The sequence below is a fragment of the Autumnicola lenta genome, from assembly GCF_031846515.1.
GTDB lineage: Bacteria > Bacteroidota > Bacteroidia > Flavobacteriales > Flavobacteriaceae > Autumnicola > Autumnicola lenta.
In genome coordinates this window covers 74,031-91,865 of the sequence record NZ_JAVRHO010000007.1, presented here as the reverse complement: position 1 = coordinate 91,865, position 17,835 = coordinate 74,031, and the positions used below count along the sequence as shown (strand labels likewise).

At 36.2% G+C, this 17,835-nt stretch carries 22 protein-coding genes and 1 pseudogene; 6 read left to right on the top strand and 17 right to left on the bottom strand.

Annotated features, from left to right (window positions below; genetic code table 11):
• Positions 1 to 105 precede the first annotated feature (105 nt).
• The 4 genes from RM545_RS06495 to RM545_RS06480 form a co-directional block, all read right to left on the bottom strand.
• Positions 106 to 672, bottom strand: coding sequence for a hypothetical protein (locus RM545_RS06495; RefSeq protein ID WP_311494508.1), 567 nt, complete (start codon positions 670 to 672; stop codon positions 106 to 108).
• 52 nt (positions 673 to 724) lie between these two features.
• On the bottom strand, positions 725 to 1,108 hold the full coding sequence (locus RM545_RS06490; protein WP_311494507.1) for a hypothetical protein: 384 nt from the start codon (positions 1,106 to 1,108) through the stop codon (positions 725 to 727).
• 84 nt (positions 1,109 to 1,192) lie between these two features.
• Positions 1,193 to 1,513: an SH3 beta-barrel fold-containing protein gene (locus RM545_RS06485; RefSeq protein WP_311494506.1), complete on the bottom strand. Its 321-nt coding sequence runs from the start codon at positions 1,511 to 1,513 to the stop codon at positions 1,193 to 1,195.
• A gap of 19 nt (positions 1,514 to 1,532) precedes the next feature.
• Positions 1,533 to 1,829, bottom strand: coding sequence for a hypothetical protein (locus tag RM545_RS06480; protein WP_311494505.1), 297 nt, complete (start codon positions 1,827 to 1,829; stop codon positions 1,533 to 1,535).
• A 160-nt stretch (positions 1,830 to 1,989) separates the two neighbouring features.
• Between RM545_RS06480 and RM545_RS06475 the strand changes: the two genes are divergently transcribed.
• Positions 1,990 to 2,268: a helix-turn-helix domain-containing protein gene (locus tag RM545_RS06475; RefSeq protein ID WP_311494504.1), complete on the top strand. Its 279-nt coding sequence runs from the start codon at positions 1,990 to 1,992 to the stop codon at positions 2,266 to 2,268.
• A gap of 313 nt (positions 2,269 to 2,581) precedes the next feature.
• A complete protein-coding gene (locus RM545_RS06470; protein WP_311494503.1) occupies positions 2,582 to 2,824 on the top strand; it encodes a hypothetical protein in 243 nt (80 codons plus the stop codon).
• A 72-nt stretch (positions 2,825 to 2,896) separates the two neighbouring features.
• Here RM545_RS06470 and RM545_RS06465 read toward each other — a convergent pair whose 3' ends face one another.
• Positions 2,897 to 3,457 (bottom strand): hypothetical protein, encoded by a 561-nt coding sequence (locus RM545_RS06465; RefSeq protein ID WP_311494502.1) that lies wholly within the window; start codon positions 3,455 to 3,457, stop codon positions 2,897 to 2,899.
• A gap of 863 nt (positions 3,458 to 4,320) precedes the next feature.
• Here RM545_RS06465 and RM545_RS06460 point away from each other — a divergent pair.
• The 3 genes from RM545_RS06460 to RM545_RS06450 all read left to right on the top strand — a co-directional run bounded on the left by RM545_RS06460 (position 4,321) and on the right by RM545_RS06450 (position 6,065).
• Positions 4,321 to 4,899 carry an SHOCT domain-containing protein gene (locus RM545_RS06460; protein WP_311494501.1) on the top strand — a complete coding sequence of 193 codons (579 nt, stop codon included), beginning with the start codon at positions 4,321 to 4,323 and terminating at the stop codon, positions 4,897 to 4,899.
• Positions 4,900 to 4,921: 22 nt separating this feature from the next.
• Positions 4,922 to 5,497, top strand: a complete 576-nt coding sequence (locus RM545_RS06455; RefSeq protein ID WP_311494500.1) for a hypothetical protein — start codon at positions 4,922 to 4,924, stop codon at positions 5,495 to 5,497.
• 76 nt (positions 5,498 to 5,573) lie between these two features.
• Positions 5,574 to 6,065, top strand: coding sequence for a lipocalin family protein (locus RM545_RS06450; RefSeq protein WP_311494499.1), 492 nt, complete (start codon positions 5,574 to 5,576; stop codon positions 6,063 to 6,065).
• A gap of 44 nt (positions 6,066 to 6,109) precedes the next feature.
• Here the strand turns inward: RM545_RS06450 and RM545_RS06445 are convergent, their stop codons facing one another.
• The 12 genes and pseudogenes from RM545_RS06445 to RM545_RS17625 all read right to left on the bottom strand — a co-directional run bounded on the left by RM545_RS06445 (position 6,110) and on the right by RM545_RS17625 (position 16,611).
• Positions 6,110 to 8,356: a hypothetical protein gene (locus RM545_RS06445; RefSeq protein ID WP_311494498.1), complete on the bottom strand. Its 2,247-nt coding sequence runs from the start codon at positions 8,354 to 8,356 to the stop codon at positions 6,110 to 6,112.
• A gap of 40 nt (positions 8,357 to 8,396) precedes the next feature.
• Entirely contained in the window at positions 8,397 to 8,690 is a 294-nt protein-coding gene (locus tag RM545_RS06440) for a hypothetical protein (RefSeq protein WP_311494497.1), read from the bottom strand.
• Positions 8,691 to 8,801: 111 nt separating this feature from the next.
• Positions 8,802 to 9,116: a hypothetical protein gene (locus tag RM545_RS06435; RefSeq protein ID WP_311494496.1), complete on the bottom strand. Its 315-nt coding sequence runs from the start codon at positions 9,114 to 9,116 to the stop codon at positions 8,802 to 8,804.
• Between the two features lie 83 nt (positions 9,117 to 9,199).
• The gene (locus RM545_RS06430) at positions 9,200 to 9,775 is read right to left on the bottom strand and encodes a terminase small subunit (protein WP_311494495.1); all 576 of its coding nucleotides are present in this window, start codon (positions 9,773 to 9,775) and stop codon (positions 9,200 to 9,202) included.
• Positions 9,776 to 9,835: 60 nt separating this feature from the next.
• The gene (locus tag RM545_RS06425) at positions 9,836 to 11,713 is read right to left on the bottom strand and encodes a toprim domain-containing protein (RefSeq protein WP_311494494.1); all 1,878 of its coding nucleotides are present in this window, start codon (positions 11,711 to 11,713) and stop codon (positions 9,836 to 9,838) included.
• Positions 11,713 to 12,339 (bottom strand): DUF6291 domain-containing protein, encoded by a 627-nt coding sequence (locus RM545_RS06420; RefSeq protein WP_311494493.1) that lies wholly within the window; start codon positions 12,337 to 12,339, stop codon positions 11,713 to 11,715. Before RM545_RS06420 ends, RM545_RS06425 begins: the two co-directional genes overlap by 1 nt.
• On the bottom strand, positions 12,326 to 12,688 hold the full coding sequence (locus RM545_RS06415; protein WP_311494492.1) for a hypothetical protein: 363 nt from the start codon (positions 12,686 to 12,688) through the stop codon (positions 12,326 to 12,328). The genes RM545_RS06420 and RM545_RS06415 overlap by 14 nt, the downstream gene beginning before the upstream one ends.
• 4 nt (positions 12,689 to 12,692) lie before the next feature.
• Complete coding sequence (locus RM545_RS06410) at positions 12,693 to 12,977, bottom strand: helix-turn-helix domain-containing protein (protein ID WP_311494491.1); 285 nt, start codon at positions 12,975 to 12,977, stop codon at positions 12,693 to 12,695.
• Positions 12,978 to 13,084: 107 nt separating this feature from the next.
• Entirely contained in the window at positions 13,085 to 14,506 is a 1,422-nt protein-coding gene (locus RM545_RS06405; protein WP_311494490.1) for a hypothetical protein, read from the bottom strand.
• Positions 14,506 to 15,771, bottom strand: coding sequence for a phage integrase SAM-like domain-containing protein (locus tag RM545_RS06400; RefSeq protein ID WP_311494489.1), 1,266 nt, complete (start codon positions 15,769 to 15,771; stop codon positions 14,506 to 14,508). The genes RM545_RS06405 and RM545_RS06400 overlap by 1 nt, the downstream gene beginning before the upstream one ends.
• Before the next feature lie 355 nt (positions 15,772 to 16,126).
• Positions 16,127 to 16,366 (bottom strand): annotated as a pseudogene (locus RM545_RS06395) (SOS mutagenesis and repair protein UmuC); the annotation flags it as partial.
• On the bottom strand, positions 16,351 to 16,611 hold the full coding sequence (locus RM545_RS17625) for a DinB/UmuC family translesion DNA polymerase (RefSeq protein ID WP_432264574.1): 261 nt from the start codon (positions 16,609 to 16,611) through the stop codon (positions 16,351 to 16,353). The pseudogene RM545_RS06395 and the gene RM545_RS17625, both read right to left, overlap by 16 nt.
• Before the next feature lie 387 nt (positions 16,612 to 16,998).
• On the opposite strand from RM545_RS17625, the gene RM545_RS06390 reads away from it, so the two are divergent.
• Complete coding sequence (locus RM545_RS06390; protein ID WP_311494487.1) at positions 16,999 to 17,760, top strand: LytR/AlgR family response regulator transcription factor; 762 nt, start codon at positions 16,999 to 17,001, stop codon at positions 17,758 to 17,760.
• The last annotated feature ends 75 nt before the right edge of the window (positions 17,761 to 17,835 follow it).

The following is a 17,835-nucleotide window of genomic DNA, read 5'->3' as shown; positions in this document are numbered from 1 at the left end:
GCAAAAATAGAACTTACATAGTCAGTATCCATTATGTCAAGAAAAAAGCCGCTAACATTACGCTAACAGCCTTTTTTCATCAAGAGTTGCTTACTAAGAGTGCCGTTAAGCTGCTTTAGATTTCTTTGGGTACAGGATCCCCTGAACAAGCTTTTGACCTTGTTCTATAAAATCTTTAATGGTTATTGTAGACTTAACCATAGCGTCTTGAAGATCGCAATAGCTTTCACCTTGTAATTCACCATTACTATTCCATACCCTTTTTATTTCCTCTTCATCATAACCAAGGATAAGCAGATCCAAATCAGGATCTATCCAGCTTTCATCTATTCCAGGTAAAAAATCTATACTAGCATGCCTAAAATTCTCGTATTCTCTTAAGAACAGGAAGTAACATTCTAGTTCTTGCTGGTCAAAGGCTCTTCCTTCCAAAATAGCGTTCATTGCTGTATACATAATACTAGCGTCTAATGTGGATCCTAATTCTAACTTTTTAAACATGGCGTTTCTCCTGGAGACTATTTGGCATACATCCAATATTTTTATTACTGTTTTCATTTTCTGACGGGTCTCATAGCCCAATTCTTTTACGTCGAGAAGCATGTATCTCCATTTTTCAGATCCTAACAATTCAATTCTTTCTCTGCCGCTAAGTTGTTCATCTACTAACATAATTTTATTTTTAAATTTGAGGTTAATTTTCTACAGTCTATACATTTCAGGTTCACGCTGTTTTTAACTGACTATCTGTTCTATCAATACAGAATTTCCAATCACTGTAAATCTTTTCAGCTAAGTACACTGCCCTCTCTCTATCCTTAAAAGGCTTGGCTAAATCCGCATTAAAGCGCATGTAAAACACCTCTGAAAGTTCATCCTTAAGACTTTCTTCTACTTCATCTGGCAGTTCATAGATTACCAAGAATATCCAAACATTTGCAAAGCCATTATAAAAGCTTACTGGATCCCAATCTTCACAGTCAGGGTTTGCAGCCTTTAATGTTTCCTGCATACCATTGTAAATCCTTTCAAATATTATCGCATCGGTTAATATCTGAACAATTGTTTCATCTCGTTGGTCTGTGGTAAAATCCGTAGGTATTCTCATAATTTGTAGCTTTTTTATTGTTGTTTATTGATTTCTTTAATTTTTAATCTTTTAGTAAGGGAGGCGTTAACCTCCCCTCTGTTATTAATATGCTGCAATAAAATTCTCTACTTTAAAGGATCTGAAACCACCTGCCTCAGTATCCAGATACTTTACAGTTTTATAGTTGGGTGTTCCCGTGCCTTTGATTCGTGTAGCAGATCCTTTTAAAGTTGCGTAGGCGATTTTTAATGAGCCATCGGCTTTTTCAAAAGCTATTTTAACCGTCTCTGTAGTCATTCTTTTGCGAAGACGGTACAAAGCCCAGGCTTTAGCCAAACAAACGGCAAATGCTTTTCCTGTAGCTCTTACAAGTTCGTGTGCCCAGTTGAATACTCTTGTTCTGAAGTTGGATGTAGTTTTCATAATAAATTGTTTTAATGGTTTATATTTTTACTGTTGTGGCCAGAAAGAAAACTTCCTTCCATACGCCTCTGTTTAATACTTCCGTGAATTGAGAAGGCTTATAAATACCTTTCTGTGTGAAGTCATTCCCTACTTTAATAAATCCGAATCCTGCGCCTTTGGCCTCTAGTTGAAGAACAGCATTTCCAAACGCTCTAAGTGAGGAGAAGGTTAATCGTTCGATCTTACTTCCGTTCACGAAATCAATTCTTAAAGTCTTTCCCTTCAAGCTTTCCTTTGCTTCTGATATTGCTTTTTTGAATTCTGCTGCTTTCATGAGGTTTGTTTTAAAGTTTTCCTTAATTCTATACCGCTAAATTAATGCTTTCTTTAATAACCACCAAACTATATTTAAACTTTATTTTAATTTTAAGCTTAATAATTAATCAATACTTTAATTTTACTATATTTGAGCTTAATCTATAATTAGCAAAAACATGGAATACCTAAGGATCAAAGAGCTTCTTAAAGAAAAAGGAATGACTGGAAAGGAACTAGCTGAGAAAACTAACGTCTCTAATGTTACTATTTCAAATATTGCAAGTGGCAACTCCTTTCCTAAACCACAGATATTACAGAGCATTGCAGAAGCTTTAGGGGTGCGACTAAAGGATTTGTTTGCAGCAGAGGAAGGAATGCGCCCTATTTTTATCAAGGAAGGTGATAAGTACATTAAAATAGGGGAAATAGATAAAACCCATTTGAATGAAGGCTGAAAGCGTTTTAGATATAATCCAGGCCTTGGGAACCTATTGAAAAGAAAAAGCTGTTTACTCAGCTTAATTTAAGCGGTAAAGGTCCTGCGTTGGATGGATCAGAAGAGCAGTATAAGAAATGGACTTTAGAAGCTTTAAGGCTCCATGATTCTCATAATGTTTGTATGAAAATAGAAGAGTGTGCGGAGTTTCTCAATGTTCATTCCAAAACAGTAAAGAACAGGATAGATAAGGGCATAATTAAAACCACGTACAAGCAAGGTTTACACCGCATCCCTAAGCTTCAATTTTTACAGGAAATAATATCAGAGGCATGACAGATAAAGAAGTACGAGAAATTGTACTGCAAACACTCGAAGACTATAAATTCAGTATTTCTGGAATAGTTTCGTTCAAGCCGAAGATGAAAACTTCTGAAGTGGCGAAATACTTAGGGTTTAGTAATGATTGGGTTTTAAATCACAAAGAGTTATTCAATCCTAGAAGAAAAAATATGAGAGGTGATTATGAGTTTGATACTTCGGCTGTTGTATCGTACAAAATGAACTACAGGTAAAACGAAGCTAGGCCAGAAATTGTACGAGTATTTGAAATTAGAGTTTATCGGCATTACCAAAGCCATTCTGCCTTAGTTAGATGCCATGGCTATACAATATGCCCCTGAACACCCATCGTAAGCGATTGATATGTCTTCATAAAATATCTCAACGGTTACCCCTCCATGTTCTTGATTATTTTGAGCTGAAATATATTTAAAATCATCATTGAATTCTCTAAAGGAGATGTTTGAAGGAATATTAACGGTATATTGTCGGGTTCCTCCAGAAGAAGTACCATAAGTAACATCCGCGCTACTCGCGTTACCCGTTATGGAATATCTAACTTTATAATTAAAAGCTGTAATTACATTAACTCCTTGGGAGTTGAAATCTATCCCAAAAACTTTCTCTGTCTCCGAAGACTTTACATCAAAAATTCCGTAAAACTCATTTGTTCTATAGGTTTTTTCTTCTCCTGGAGCTACAGCTAATTCGAAATAAGGAGAGTCCGTAGATTCCTGGTTTATTTCGTGCGGAAATATGGTTATATTATATTCAGTATTATTTTTAAAAGTGTGTAGATTACTGAATTCTTCTTCAGAGCAAGAAAACAAAAACAATAGTGAGAATAGGAGTAAAAGCTTATTCATAATATGAAATTGAAGTTGAACCCAAATGTATAAATAAAAGCGCTACAAAAAAGCTGGAGGAAAGCCAACTCGCTTCTACATAAAATATATCACGTTGGTGCCAATTAATTTCCCTAAAGTATTCTTTTACAAAGGGAAAAATTTTCATCTAAGTGCCAACGTTGTGACCTCGAAAAAACCTTTCTGCGTGTCCGCGTCGCAACTCCACAAAAAATTTAGAGAACATTTTATGCTCAAACAGATAATGCAGTAGGCCAATTCTATCTTCTCTTTTTTACCGTGTTAAAAACGATTTTAGTTACGCGTAATTTCTTTTCGAAAGTTTCTGAGTTCTATCAGGTTTCTTCAGGTTTTCAACTCTTTTACCCTTAGGTAATCTTAGGGTCTTTAAGATCACGGGCGTACTGGATTTTATTCTTAGATATCCTTAAATACGTATATTTTCACCCTAAAACCCTTTGGGTAATCTTTGGGTAGTTCTCTGCTCTCTACACCTGTGTTGTGATTCCGACAAAGTCTTCATGTTATCTTTGGGGTCGTAACTTGAACTTATCAAAATTTAGGATCTTTAACCTTACCTTTTCTTACCCAATTGTGACTTTGATTTTTAATTCGAGTAATTTCGAGTAGTTATGTCAGTTTTTCACAAGTTCAGTTCCATTTCCTCCTCGCATAACGACCGTTACAAAACCTTCTTTTATGTCGTTCATTTCGTCAGATTCCTGGCGAGCCTGGGGGTGTCTGGAAAAACAGATGCGGTTAATGCATGCAAGTGAAAAGGGGGGATTTTCCCCTTGCGTATGCCTTAAAGACATTCTTTAATATTTGTGCCTATATTTGGTACCTGACCTAATAACTTAATTATGATAATAATAATTCTTTGGATAATATTTTCTTTTTTAATAGGAGCTATTGCTAGTAATAAAAAAGTTGGGTTCTGGGGAGGTACTTTTTTGTCGCTCCTGCTAAGTCCTTTAATAGGTTTAATAATTGCCCTCGTCTCTTCAGAAAAAAGTACAAAATCCGAAGCAACAAAATATCTAATAAAAGCTGACAAGGAAATGAGGCAGGGCTCTTTTCAACAAGCTATCCAATCCGCAAACACCGCTGTTAATCTCAACAACAACTTCCCTTTAGCTTACTATAGATTGGCTACTCTTCACTCCATCCGTAGCGATAAAGAGAGCGCCTTTTTATGTTTAGAAAAAGCTGTTTCACTAGGGTACAGTAATTTTGATAAACTTAATAAGGATCCGAATCTAGAGTGGTTAAGGAGGCGGCCTGAATGGGAGCAATTCAGAACAGCAGGATATAAAAAAACCTCATCTAATTCTGGATACATTAATGAGCTTAATGAATTATCAAATTTAAGAGATAAGGGGATAATTACAGAGGATGAGTTTATTGCTAAAAAACAAAGAATTTTGAATGAAACGAAATGAGAATAACCAAAGAAATAAACACATGAAAAAAATAATTCTACTACTGACCTTAATTCTTCCGCTCCTTTGCTCTAGCCAATTAAAAAAAGATGATGATGGAACCCTTTATTACGAAGAAGTAATTGAAACAGATCTATCTATTGCCGAAATTCACGATGCTATTGAACAATACTTAGCTACCTATTCAGATAATTCTAATTACGTAATTAAAATTAATAAAGAAGATCAAATTCTAGCCAAAGGAGATATTCCGATAATTGGCCCAAATGAATTGAATATTGTTTTAAACACTGAGTTTAAGGAAGGTCGCTATAGGATATTCATAAATGAATTGATGCTTAATAAAAAAGATCCTTTTACCAATGATGAAGAATTAAATACAAAGATCGCTTTAGATCAAATGGAGAAAAGGTACAGCAAGCAAGGTAAGTTATCTGAATTTCAAAAGCTCAAAAAAAGTGGTGAAGCGGAAAAACATGTTTCGGGATTTGTGGAGATGAATAAATTCTTTTATCCCAAAGGTGAAACTAAGCTTCTTGCTTTTGTTGAAGACCTAAAGCAATACATATCTGATTTCAATAGTGATTCTGATTGGTAAAAAAGTACGTTTTTATAACTCAATGCCCGTTACAAAATCTTCCTTCGCACATGTTAAGGTCTAAAATTCTGAAACAATGATAAAAAAACTACTACTTTTCACTTTAGCTCTAACAACTCTTTCTTGCTCCTCTGAATCCGAAGATGTTCAAGAACGATCAGATATAGATCCTATTATCGGCACTTGGAGCTTAGAGAAATTGACAGAGTACCCGACTAATGCTCCTGAAATAGTTTCTTATCCTAACGACTGCGAAGCCCGGACTACTGTTACCTTCAAACCTGATGGAACTTACAATACTATTACTTATGACAAAATTGACGGGGAGTGCGTAATTTACGAGGATGAAGATATCCTGAGCTCAAGCTGGGAAAGAGTAAATGAAGGAAAGTACAGGTTTTCTGAGGAGTACGATAATAATGGAGAAGTGCATTTTAGTAGCGTTACCCCCAAAGCTGTATCTTTCCCTGATAACAACACCATGACTTTTACTTATGAAGGCACCAACCGTCCCTCCAGTGATCCAATTCATGTTGAGTATTATGTGAACACTTTTACGAGAAGATAATTATAGATTGTTGCTCCTAGTCAATTTCTTGTGATGTTCGTCTTTTAGAAGCCGTAAACTCTTAATAATTTAAATTCAAATTCATCTCCTATTTTAGTTGAAAACATGAAGGCCCGCTCTTCTATGCCTGTATCCGAGGGGATGTATTTGAACATTCCATAATAATTATTTACTGGTTTTCCATTAATACGAGTGTGTCCCTGGATATCACTTAAGATATTTTGGTTAAAAGGTTTCTTAGCTTTTATCCATTCTGGTTCAAATATTGGCCTTTCCATTTTTTCTATTGGAAAGTCAGCGTTTTCTTTCACAGGATCCTGCCCTAGAAATTGTGTAGTAAGTTCACTATTACCTTCGCTAGAAGTAAATCTCAAGTAGTCATCAGACAAAGAATACAACCCGCCATTGAACCATTTAGAATGCCGTAGTAAGTTATTTGCTGGAGTTAACCTCAAATTAAAAGCGGTCTTAGGAGAATAGACTCCTGTTGGTATTCCCTCAAAGTCATCCTCCCATAGCCTTGGCCGAAATATCGCTGCTGTACTTCTATTTTCTCCTTGAATAAGTGTAGCATCTATTAGAAAATTGTCTTTGTCGTAGGGGCTATCTTCTTCCACAGATACTGCATATTGTCTTCTCCTGGCATCTTCTACACCGTAAGAATCAGTACGGGATGGGCTTAATAATTGTAGTTTATTCCTCTGAACCGTGATTGGTGTATTCCAATTAGTTTGCGTGTTATATTCGTCTAATCCCAAAGGCTTTTCATAGTTTCCACCTTTAGTATATCCTGTGACAATTGAGGAATAGTAAAAATCTGAAGCTGTTCTCCTCTCCTCTACCTGAATTTCCCCTAAATCTACAGTAACATATCTTTGAAAGAAATAATCTATATTTTCAAGTACTATTTTCTGCTTGGCTCCTTCGGTAACTATACCGTAGGCTACGGGCTCAATAGCGTGGAGTGAATTATAAAAATCTTCCCAACTATAGGTTATCGGCCAGTCTTCCTGGATATGTCCAGTAACGTTACCGAATTCATCTTTAAGCTCTACTTTCTTTTTGAGGTTTCTTAGTAGTCCTCCAGAAGTAGCAAGTAAATCCTTCCATTTTCCTTGTGATAGAATAGAACTTTCAAAACAAGGACTTCCTGTGTATATCTCGCTTAATCGTTCTCCTACTTCGTATAAAGTAAGTGCTTTTGCTTCGGTACGTTCGTAAAACGAATCCACAGCAACGGTTAAATCTGCGTTATAACCTGAGTAGTGAACATCCGCCCATCCATCAAATCTAACAGGGAACCCGCCCCCAAATTGACCTACCATAAGAAGTCCTAACGCAAAACTTTCATTTTTCTTTGGCTCTAACTCAATACCCTCTGGCGAAGAATAACTAATCAGTTCATCTGGATTAATACTTCGTGGATCTCCTAAATCTTTTAGAACGGTCCTGCCATCTTCCTGCAATCTCAGGTTGTCCCCATTATCATCACAGATGTACCTATCAAAAACTAATTTCAGGTTTAAATCGTTTATTCTGTTCCCTGTCACATCAAGTTTAAAACTTGTGTTGATAGAAAACCTCGTACGCCCCATATCCCGCTCTGCCTTGTAATAAAACATATTGGCCATACTTGGTTCGTTCCATCGGTCGTCTAATTCATACGTAGGAAAAGGAGGTTGAATATTTTCAGGGTCTGCATTAGCAATTACCTTAAGCGGTAACGGATGAAATGAAGTTCTGTCTTCATCTATAGAATTCCACTTTCCACTATGGGCAGTAAACTTATCTATATCTTTGTTTCCTAACTTACTGAGTAAGTAAATATCCCTGCCTTCTATGGTTAGTTTGTGTGTTTCTAGCTTTGGAATAGAATTACCCTTTATATCAGTGGTTCGGTTCAGCTCGAATTTCTCTCTAATGTTCGCAGTAAATAATTCCCTTAATCCACCCTCCAAAAAATCACACTCAAAATATCCGTCTTTTATTCTTCTTGAGGTAAGATCCAAATATCCACTGAGAGCAACTATCCATTCATCGGTCTGTGGATGTTTTATAAGCTTAGTTAACTTTACATGGCCCTGAACTTTATAAGCGTCATACACTGTATCTAGGTATTCCTTCGCCCTTCCTGTAAACCTCAGATTATTAGAAATAGCAACGAATATACCATAGGTTTTTTCGCTTCTGCTTATTTCAGTCTTCGTATCATCCCATCCATCGGGATCTTGATCTAGTTCTATGCGGCCAAGTTCAGATCTTAGGATAAATTTATTACGGTTATCGAACATTATTTTCTGTATTTGTGTGATTTAGGATAGGGCCCTGTAATTAAACGTTAACTAATTTGTCTCGCGATCTTTGTTTGCAATCATAATTATTCTTCAATTGGTCGAGAAGGTAATCAAGGGGTTCCCCTGGTAAAAAAAATTTGCGGGTCATCTCCATAGCTTCAGTAAAGGAGCTAGGAGAGTTTGGTATTTCCTTTTCAGCTAGAAAGATTCTGAAGTTTTTAAACAGATGGTTTGCATCATCCAGATCGATAGCTAAATATTTTATTTTTAGTAGATTTTGAAAGAAAGCTTCTTTAAATAGGATCTCGTTTGTTGTCGGTGTGGTGCTCATTGCTTTGGGTTTTTAATTGTTACTGCTCTTTTAAGTGGTATAATTAGCACTTATAACGGTTTGGTGTAAAATAAACTAATGTGTTCTGTTTTCTGCTTAAACACATCCTTACTACCCTTCTAATAATTTCTTTTTAAGCTGTGCTATCTTTTGGGTTCTCTCTTCTGGAGATAGCTTCTCCTGTTCAATCTTCAGTTCTTGCCTGGACAGCTTAGGAACTATGAAGTCACTCATCTTGATCAAGATATCAAAAGCCTTTTCAGGGTTTTCTTTACCTATACTCTTTAACCAGGCCGTCATGTTATCCAGGTTATTCTCAATAAGGAGCTTATAGGATTCTCTGATTTCTGAAGTAGCCTTATTTGGAATACCCCTGCGGGATGAACTACTTCCTGCTTTACTGGCTGTCTCCTTAGTAAATGGCATGTCGTTAGGATTATGTTACTCTAGCATGGGTAAATGTAAGTAATTTTTGTTATTTATAATCAATCTAAATAAGGAATTTATATTTATTCGGTACTAAATTCATCCTTCACCCCCATGGCTTTGCTTTGAAGCTTAATCAACATCAGCAATTCATCTACAGTTAGGTGCTCCAAGTTGAGTTCTGGTTCAGGATTAGGGTTTTTTTGCTGATTGTTCTTCTCGTAGAAACCAATGTGTTTACTGATTAAATCCGCTGCCCGTTCCTTTGATACAAATTTCACGTCAATTGTTTCTTCCGTTACAGGCCTTCCTTCTTCAGAATATGTTTTGCTGACGTGTTTATAAGAGGCTATTAGCTGCCTAACTTCCAAGGGAAGAGCTTTTACTTCCTCAGGGGAAAGTCCTATGAGGACAGTAATGTCTGATTCAAACCAGGTTTTAAGTCGCTCCAAGGTTTCTTGGTGGGTTATTTCTGCTTTCTTGGATATCTGTTCTTTCAATTCGGAAATGTAATATTGAATGTCAAGTTTTGACAAGTTTTCGGAACCTATGCGATTTGCTGTTTTCTCAGAATATCCTGCGCGTATGCACGCCTGGGTTGCGTTAAGATCCAATACATACTCTTCACAGAATCTAATTTGTTTATTTGTTAAGTCCATTTTATTTAAAGTTTTATTATTTACGATGCATTTCGGAAAGATAAAGATGGTCCGACTTAATTAGAATGGTACATCACTATCTTCATCGTTAACAGTACTCCCAAATGCCTGATCTAGGGATGCGTTTTCAGGTCTTGGAGGTATGTAATTTTCGATTTGTTCTTGTGGCGTAGCGTATGCAATACCTAATCTATCGGCATCTATTTTGGAGAAAGGCGAAGTGCCATTAAACAGGTAACGGTTAGACTTAATCTCAAAATCAATATCTGTGACTTCTTGAGGTCTGCCCACTAGCTTTTGTTTCTTTATTTTCTGACTCAAGAATGCTACGGAAGTATCTTTGAAATCTACTGCTCTATTAGGCCTCCAAATGGAAATTACATTGTCGGCTTTATCTGCGAAAGTTCCACCTCCTTTGATATTATTGGCATCAGGTTTAAAGTACCTATTGCCGTCATTGGCGTTCTTACGGGCTGTTAGTTGGTGGGCTACTAAGTGAACAGAAACATCATATTCGACCGCAAATCTTTTTAACTGCGCCATAAATCGGGATATGTATAAATCTTCTCTTTCCCCTGATTTCATCCTGTGTTCTATAGTGTTGTAAGGATCGATAACCAGCGTTCTAATCCCGCTTTTCTTCACTAAAAACTTCGCTCTCTCGAATATACTTTCTATAGTAAAATCCTTTTCAGGATAAATCAAAAAGAAGTTATTCGTAACAAATTCCATCCCCTCCAGAAATTCTTCTTTGCTCATGTAATGGTTCTTGTAATATGGATCGGCACTTTTCCCAATAAACATCTCAATGATATCCGTATAGAAATCATCCAAGGGCATATTCTCAGGAGAGAATACAGCTACTTTCGCATTCTCCCAATACGCACGAATAGTACATAATTGGCTAATCATTGCGGATTTACCCTCGTTTTGATATCCAGTCCACAAATTAACCTCTCCCTCTCTCCAAGTCCAAGCAGGATCTATTTCTTCAATATAGGTGGTCGTCCCTCTTTTCTGGCCATTGTTGTAGCTGTCCAGCATACTCTCCCGTACATCGTTAGCCGTAAAAATCCCTTCCATTCTCACGTCTTTAGCAAGGGATATAAGATTGGCTAATTTCTCTTTTCCGTGCTTTACCAGGTAATCATTTGCATCTTTGCAATCTTCAAAGTTCACAAGCTTTACTTTGTCAGCTCCCAATCTTCTGATAAGCTCCTTTTCTCCTTTCCTTCCAGCTTCATCATTATCTACTGCTAAATAGATCGTTTCTTTATTTTCAAAGTAATTCAGGTAGTTATCCAGATAGTCTAAAGATATATTACCCTGAAGGTTAAAACCATTTGGAACGCTTACGCAATTGGAATACCCTGCGGTATGAAAAGCCAGTACATCAAACTCCCCCTCTACGATTATGCAGTCTTTTTCAGTTGCAATATTGTCAAGGTTATAAAATATCTTTTCAGCGCCCTTGAATAGCTTAAAATGCTTTTTCCCGTCCCGATACTTTACGTTAATTACTTCTCCCTCCAGGTAGTAATCAAAGCAGATGCAGTTTTCCTCTTTTTTGGTTTGGGGCATCCATTCTTTAGCTTCACGTATTTTTAAGGCCTTTAAAGCGTCTACACTTATTTTCCGAGTATCTTGTATGTAGTTCGTAAGATTGTCGCTCAGTGGGCTCAAAATGGGCTTTACTTCAGGCTTATTGTATTTCTTCACTTGTTCATTTTTCTTGTATGAATGCAACTGTCCTTCTTCTCCGCAATGATTACATTTGAAATACCCTGTATCCAAATAAGCGGTTGCGCACTTATCATTTTTCTTCTTCCGTTCATGGGAACAAAAAGGGCAGGTACAATAAACTTTTCCAGTGGTCTTGCCTTTAATGTCGAAACCATGAACATTCCATTGTTCTATTTGAAATCCATTCAACTCCATTACTGTATTTGATTTGATTTACCTATTGGATTTTTCCTGTGCATGGATAGGTCCTGTTTATTAAACCAATGGACGAAATGCTTTTTAAAATCCTTTTCGCTTTCTTTCTGTTCTTCCATCGTGATGAGGTGATCTTCAAAAGTGCCTATGTATATTTTCACTACATCGGGTTTTACTTTTTGCTGCATGGAAATAGTTTCCAACCACTGAATAGAGCTTTTTGAATTTTCAGCAAAGGCACTATTATTAATAATAGTATCCTTTTCACTTTCACTATCCATTACACTTTCACTTTCACTATCACTATCGGCTTTTTTGGGTTTAGCGTTATCCGCTTGGTTGCCATTTAACCCATTGGGTTTTGTGGGTTTTGGTGGTCTACCTCCTTTTTTACCATTGATCTGGTTACGTTCACAGATAGATTCATATTTTTTTAAATCTCGCTTAAGGCTCTGTTTTATTGGCTCAAAGGCAAGATCTACAAATGGATCTTCCACATCTGGATTAAGGTCATTCACATATTCCAGGATTGTAACAAATAAATCTGCTTGCTTATCCTTCGGTAATTTTTTAACCGTGTGAATTATATCTTTATAAAGAACGAATGAATTTTTACCCTCTGCCATTGCGTTCTATTTTAGGTGATATTTCTCTTTTAGTATCCATAGCCTCAAAGAGGGTTACTTGGTTAGACTCTGGAAATAGTTCTGGATCTGTCGTATAGTATCCTGCGGGAAATTTGGTAATCTTACAGAGATCAGTTTTCACCTCTGCAATTCTACCTGCTTTTTCCCATGTTGCTACGTAACGACAGATGTTAGCTCTTAAAACGCCCGTTTTCTTTGAGATCATCAGCATAGTGGAAGGTTGCTCCTTAAAAGCTTTAAAAACCTTTACCATTTGTGCTTCGAAATGCTTATCTTGCCCCTGTCCTGCGAAAGACTTTATAAGGCTTTGTTTACTCTCTGTATTCATAGCCTTATTTTTTTAGTTCAGTTAAACATTCCAATAATTCACTTCTCTTGTAGTACCGCCTGTTAGCAATACCATACGCTTTCACCTTTCCTTTATTAGTCCATGACCATAGGGTTGATGAATTGATGCGCAGAAAGTCGCAAGCTTGCTCACGAGTTAAAAGTTCGTCTTTAGCTTGTTGATGACTTAGATTCTTAGCCAAAGCCTCAAACTTGCGGTCCAATTCCTCTGAGAATAGATCTAACAACTTGTCTGTTGTTGTACCTTGTAAAATAATTGAATTTTCCATTTGACTTATGTTTTAAATTATAAGCCAAAATTGCGGGAGAGTTCGTGCCATGAACGGCTCGATTTCGTGCTTTTTACGGCACGATGTATTTTTCTTTTGGAATAAGTTTACTGCTTTATAAGTTCTTTAGCACTTTGATATGCCTCTTCTTTTATCTGTTGATATCCAATCTCCGCTAACCTTTTAATTGCACTCGGCAACACAAGGGCATAATTTTTTTCTTCGGCTAACCATTTTCTGAAGACTTCGGGTCTTTGAAATTCTTGGAGCAGGTTGTCTTTCCACATTCTCCTGTAAATAAAGCTGAACTCTGCTAAGGGGGTGGAACTATCCTTTTTGTTTTGGTATAGACGATCAAAGATTTTATAAGCTTTAATATCTACGAATACTTGGGGATAAGGATTATTGTCACTATTCCCAGAATCCGTTGATGTTTCTTTCTCCTTTTCTTTTTGCTCCAGACGACGATTCCTTTCCATTTCAATTCTAACCCTGGAAAAAACATTATTATCCGTACCTACGTGACCTCTTTCGCCAAAGGGAGTAGTAATTTTCCGTATAAAATCTAACAGCTTTTCACAATACTGAGATAGTTCAATATTAGACGTAAAATAATTAAACTCTGAAGCCTCTTGAAATTCTTCGCCAAAATTAATATAATCTGGTTCCATTGAGTCCACAACAATTAACAATGTATGATGGGTCCAATATTTCTTTTGTTCATTGAGAACTTCGGGAATGTTAATTTTAAAATTCTTGAAGCAGGTCGATTCAGGGGAAAGCTCCTCATGATAATATGAAAGAATTTTCCTCATTTTAACTTTAATTTCGGTGAGCTCTTTCTTTAAAAGATTATTATTTCTTAATTTTTCATAACGTTCAGTATATTTTTGGATATGGTGCTGAAAATTGAAAAGCGGCTCAGAAGACGCTATTTTTATCACTCCACTATACCGTCCATCTTTATGCAATAAAGGAAAGGAATTCATGGTTTGTGAAGCTTTCATTTTTTGACTTTCAAAAATCCATGCAATTATATTTAGTTCTTTTAATATCCTTTGGGATGTGGTGAACTCCACATCTGCCGAACTTCTAACTGCATTAGGTTCCATCAAAGGTACAGGCTCCTTCTCCCTATCTTCCATAAAGTTAACTTCTTCTCCCTGAGAAGACATAGAATGTAATATGGTGGGATCCAAAAAAGTAGGATTATCTAAATACCCCTTGATTTGGTTATACCTGACACGTACTGCTCTTTGTTCTTTTTTGGGGAATTTTTTCAGGTAATGCTCTAGAATAGAAAGGTATCTCTCATAATCTTTGTTCATTTGGTTTGAAATCCTCTCATCGGCCCAAGATTGTTTATAATTCTTATGTATCTCAACCAACACCTGATTAAGATCATAATTCTTCAAAGAATCCATTTGTTGGTCTGGCCAAGGAGAAGAGGGATGGTCTTTGGTAGCTATTTTAAAACTCAGTTGTAATACAAAATTGAGAAATTTAGCTATTTCAGTATAGTTCATCATTATTCAAAATAATTGAAGGAGTCAAGGGCTAAATCTTTATTGCTCTTCTTAATGTAACTCAAAAACATTTTTTCACTCCCGTGGCCTGTGATGTTGATCAGGTAAGTAGTGGGAACTTTCCCGTAATAATTTGTCGCAAATGACCTGCGGCCAACATGAGAGGTGACTAATTCCCATTTTTTAAAGGTGTCTAAGACATCTCTATAATCATTCTTAGTGGGCTCTACTCCTTCAGGGGCTATACATACCCGCCTTTTTCCTTCTACCTCTTCATCTAATCCCGCTAATTCGCATACTTGCTTAATATAATCGTTGTAACGCTGTTCTGATATCGCCCTGGGGAATTGCCCCCCTCGCCTATCTAAAACATTTTTAACCTGTTCTAAGAGGGGAATACTCATTAATTTATTAGTCTTCTGCTGCTTAAACTCCAGTAAAGATTTTTCATTCTCCACTCTTATCATATCAGGAGTAAAGCGCATAAAGTCGCTAATCCTTTGTCCTGTGTAACAGCTAATAACTAGCCAATCACGGGCATTTTGAAGATAATCGTGCGGGAGGTTGAGATTCTTTATCTTTTCTATTTCTGAAGGGTTGAGATAGATATGTTTAACCTCTTCCCTTTGTAGTTTTAATCCTTCGAGTTGATGGTGCGTCTTTAAACCCAGATAACGAGCATGAAAACAGATAGTTTTGATTAGAACTAATTCTCGGTGCTGAGTGTTCTGGGAATAATCTATTTCATTACTGAAATCTACGTAGGCTTTTTTAAAATCCTCATTGATTTCCTCAATCAGGATTGTTTTACCCAAATATTCTTGCAGCCTCAGCATCTTATTCTTTGTGACATTCACCTTCTTTTTATTGCTAGTGCTAATCTCATTCTTTCGGTACTCTAAATAGTAATCGATATAATTAATAAGATCTTTTGGTATTTCTGGTTTGCTCTCTTCTGGATTGTAAAAATTATCTATAGTTGTTTTTAGCCAAGTTTTACTAATTGCTGTTATAGGCGTGGTTTTAAATTTCCGCAGTAGGTAATTTTCCAATTCAGCTAAGGTATTGTTAACCTCTGTCTGAAGGTTTTTTACATCAACATCCTTGATCCTCCTCTTTGTATGGTAATTGTTCCAGTAATCTCTTGAAACCTCAACCTTAGTTTTAGCACCTAAAACGAAATCCTTATTTTGATCTCTGAAGAGAAGGCGAAGGTTAAGGTTTGCTTTAGGCTTAGTTGATCTGTAAAGAAAATTGACGGTAGCCATAGATGTAGTAAAACATTTGAATAAACAAATATAACTAATTGTACGGTACTTGTACGGCTAGACACAAATAAAAACAAACTCAATAGATCTATACAAAACATTTATAAATCTTCAATAGACTGTTTTTATTGGTAAAGGCTTATATTAGCCTACAAAGACAAGGATTTACCACTTCTGCTATTTTGCACCATTGTGGTGCCTCCGACTCCACTCTATAGCCCCGAATCACCTGTGATTACGGGGCTTTTTATTTTTAGGTGACAATTCAACTCCAATAATTATATATTACAATTTTTCAGAATCAATTCATTTAGCCGAGTAGAATACTTATTGGACAGTCTCTCCTGCTTAATCTTCAGGTACGTCCAAGATCCTGCCCACCAAATTTCATTTTTCCATTTTCCCTGAAGTTTAATTGATCTATCACCTTCATCAATTGTTCTTGCTTAGGATTTTCTTCTGAGAATAATTTCAACTGTTTTTGTTTGGCAGGAGTAAGTTTCATGGCAATGATCCCGGCCTTCTTATACTGATAACCTTCTTTAAAGATCATCTGGAGACCAGTCAAAGCCGATTTGACTAGTGTAATGCTCGAGTTAGTTGAAAAGGAGTATAAACACTTATACTTTCCCGATACTGCTTTAGATCATTTTTAAACGGATTCGTAAGTAAGAAAATTTGGAGCAAGTAACAATTGCTGTCCTGTCTCCTTAGTTTTTCTCCAATTTTAATGGCGTATATGGATACTCTTTCTTTAAGTCCGGCATAATCGCTGTACATACTTTCAAAAGCTATGGTGACAGCAAAATCTTTTTTAATAGCAGTAGCTTCTAAAGACAAGGTGGAGAGGCCGGGTAGATCTCTTTTTAAATATAACCTGAATACTGAAAATTCTTTCCGAACATACTCATCATGTAGCTCTACGAACTGTAAATAAACATCAACTACTTTAGAATAAGGATCATAGTTGAAAAAATCTTTAATGTAATAATTAGATCGTACCTCATTTCGACAATTTCCCTTTGCTTTTTTGTTTAAATACTTTATTGCCAGGAATTTTCACTAAATTGGAATATTCAAATCTAAAATTAAAAGCTATTTGATAAAGGATCTGGATAAGCTCCCACCTCTAAATAATGTATTAACCTATAGCTGTAGATTTTCCCAAATATAAATCGGAAGAATTGTCTATCATCTTATGGAGAAAAATTTCTTCATAATCCTGTTATGCCATTAGAAAAAAACGCAATGATTCGACCAGTAAAAATATTAATTGTTGAGGACGAAATGATCATTGCCGCAAATATTTCTCTTCAGATTACTGAAATGGGCTATGAAGTGTCAGGTGTTGTTCCAAGGGGGGAAGACGCCTTAAACCATCTTAGAGACAACCTTCCGGATATTGTTCTTATAGATATTCAGCTTAAAGGTAAGCTAGACGGAATAGAAACCGCACAAAGAATGAGGGAGTTCCATGATGAATTAGCAATTATTTATCTCACCGCTAATGCCGACGAGGTTCATTTTAACCGCGCTAAAACTACCAATCCTTTCGCCTTTATTTCAAAACCATTTAAGAAGCTGGATTTACAACGCAGTATTGAGCTTACCATAAACCAGCTAAAAGATACTACTACGCCTAAAAAATCTAAAATAGAAAACTCAACTTTTGTCTTAAAGGAATTCCTTTTTATACGCCACCAGGAAACGATGGTGAAGGTAGATATTAAAGCCATTAGATATATAGAGGCCGATCGTAATTACTGCCGGATATTTTGTACCGAAAAAGAATACTTATTGGTTACAACTCTTAAGGATATGGATAAAAAACTGCCTCAAAGGCATTTCTTCAGGATCCATAGATCTTACATCATAAACCTCTCAAGAATAGACGAAATAGCAGGCACTCACGTGGTTATTGCTAAAAAAGCCATTCCAATGGCCAAAGGTATGCGACCAGAACTGTTAAAAAAATTGCAGACCATTTAGTCTTAGATAAAGATAATGTCGTTTAGGACATGATTTTAGGTCATTCATCCTAACACGCTTGTATCTAATTTTTTA

Coding starts and splice junctions, on each gene's coding strand:
- RM545_RS06410 (WP_311494491.1), bottom strand. CDS start 12,977: ATGGAAAATTCAATTATTTTACAAGGTACAACAACAGACAAGTTGTTA.
- RM545_RS06435 (WP_311494496.1), bottom strand. CDS start 9,116: ATGCCATTTACTAAGGAGACAGCCAGTAAAGCAGGAAGTAGTTCATCC.
- RM545_RS06405 (WP_311494490.1), bottom strand. CDS start 14,506: ATGATGAACTATACTGAAATAGCTAAATTTCTCAATTTTGTATTACAA.
- RM545_RS06470 (WP_311494503.1), top strand. CDS start 2,582: ATGACAGATAAAGAAGTACGAGAAATTGTACTGCAAACACTCGAAGAC.
- RM545_RS06465 (WP_311494502.1), bottom strand. CDS start 3,457: ATGAATAAGCTTTTACTCCTATTCTCACTATTGTTTTTGTTTTCTTGC.
- RM545_RS06485 (WP_311494506.1), bottom strand. CDS start 1,513: ATGAAAACTACATCCAACTTCAGAACAAGAGTATTCAACTGGGCACAC.
- RM545_RS06440 (WP_311494497.1), bottom strand. CDS start 8,690: ATGAGCACCACACCGACAACAAACGAGATCCTATTTAAAGAAGCTTTC.
- RM545_RS06455 (WP_311494500.1), top strand. CDS start 4,922: ATGAAAAAAATAATTCTACTACTGACCTTAATTCTTCCGCTCCTTTGC.
- RM545_RS06490 (WP_311494507.1), bottom strand. CDS start 1,108: ATGAGAATACCTACGGATTTTACCACAGACCAACGAGATGAAACAATT.
- RM545_RS06475 (WP_311494504.1), top strand. CDS start 1,990: ATGGAATACCTAAGGATCAAAGAGCTTCTTAAAGAAAAAGGAATGACT.
- RM545_RS06390 (WP_311494487.1), top strand. CDS start 16,999: ATGCCATTAGAAAAAAACGCAATGATTCGACCAGTAAAAATATTAATT.
- RM545_RS06445 (WP_311494498.1), bottom strand. CDS start 8,356: ATGTTCGATAACCGTAATAAATTTATCCTAAGATCTGAACTTGGCCGC.
- RM545_RS06400 (WP_311494489.1), bottom strand. CDS start 15,771: ATGGCTACCGTCAATTTTCTTTACAGATCAACTAAGCCTAAAGCAAAC.
- RM545_RS06430 (WP_311494495.1), bottom strand. CDS start 9,775: ATGGACTTAACAAATAAACAAATTAGATTCTGTGAAGAGTATGTATTG.
- RM545_RS06425 (WP_311494494.1), bottom strand. CDS start 11,713: ATGGAGTTGAATGGATTTCAAATAGAACAATGGAATGTTCATGGTTTC.
- RM545_RS06450 (WP_311494499.1), top strand. CDS start 5,574: ATGATAAAAAAACTACTACTTTTCACTTTAGCTCTAACAACTCTTTCT.
- RM545_RS06415 (WP_311494492.1), bottom strand. CDS start 12,688: ATGAATACAGAGAGTAAACAAAGCCTTATAAAGTCTTTCGCAGGACAG.
- RM545_RS06495 (WP_311494508.1), bottom strand. CDS start 672: ATGTTAGTAGATGAACAACTTAGCGGCAGAGAAAGAATTGAATTGTTA.
- RM545_RS06460 (WP_311494501.1), top strand. CDS start 4,321: ATGATAATAATAATTCTTTGGATAATATTTTCTTTTTTAATAGGAGCT.
- RM545_RS06420 (WP_311494493.1), bottom strand. CDS start 12,339: ATGGCAGAGGGTAAAAATTCATTCGTTCTTTATAAAGATATAATTCAC.
- RM545_RS06480 (WP_311494505.1), bottom strand. CDS start 1,829: ATGAAAGCAGCAGAATTCAAAAAAGCAATATCAGAAGCAAAGGAAAGC.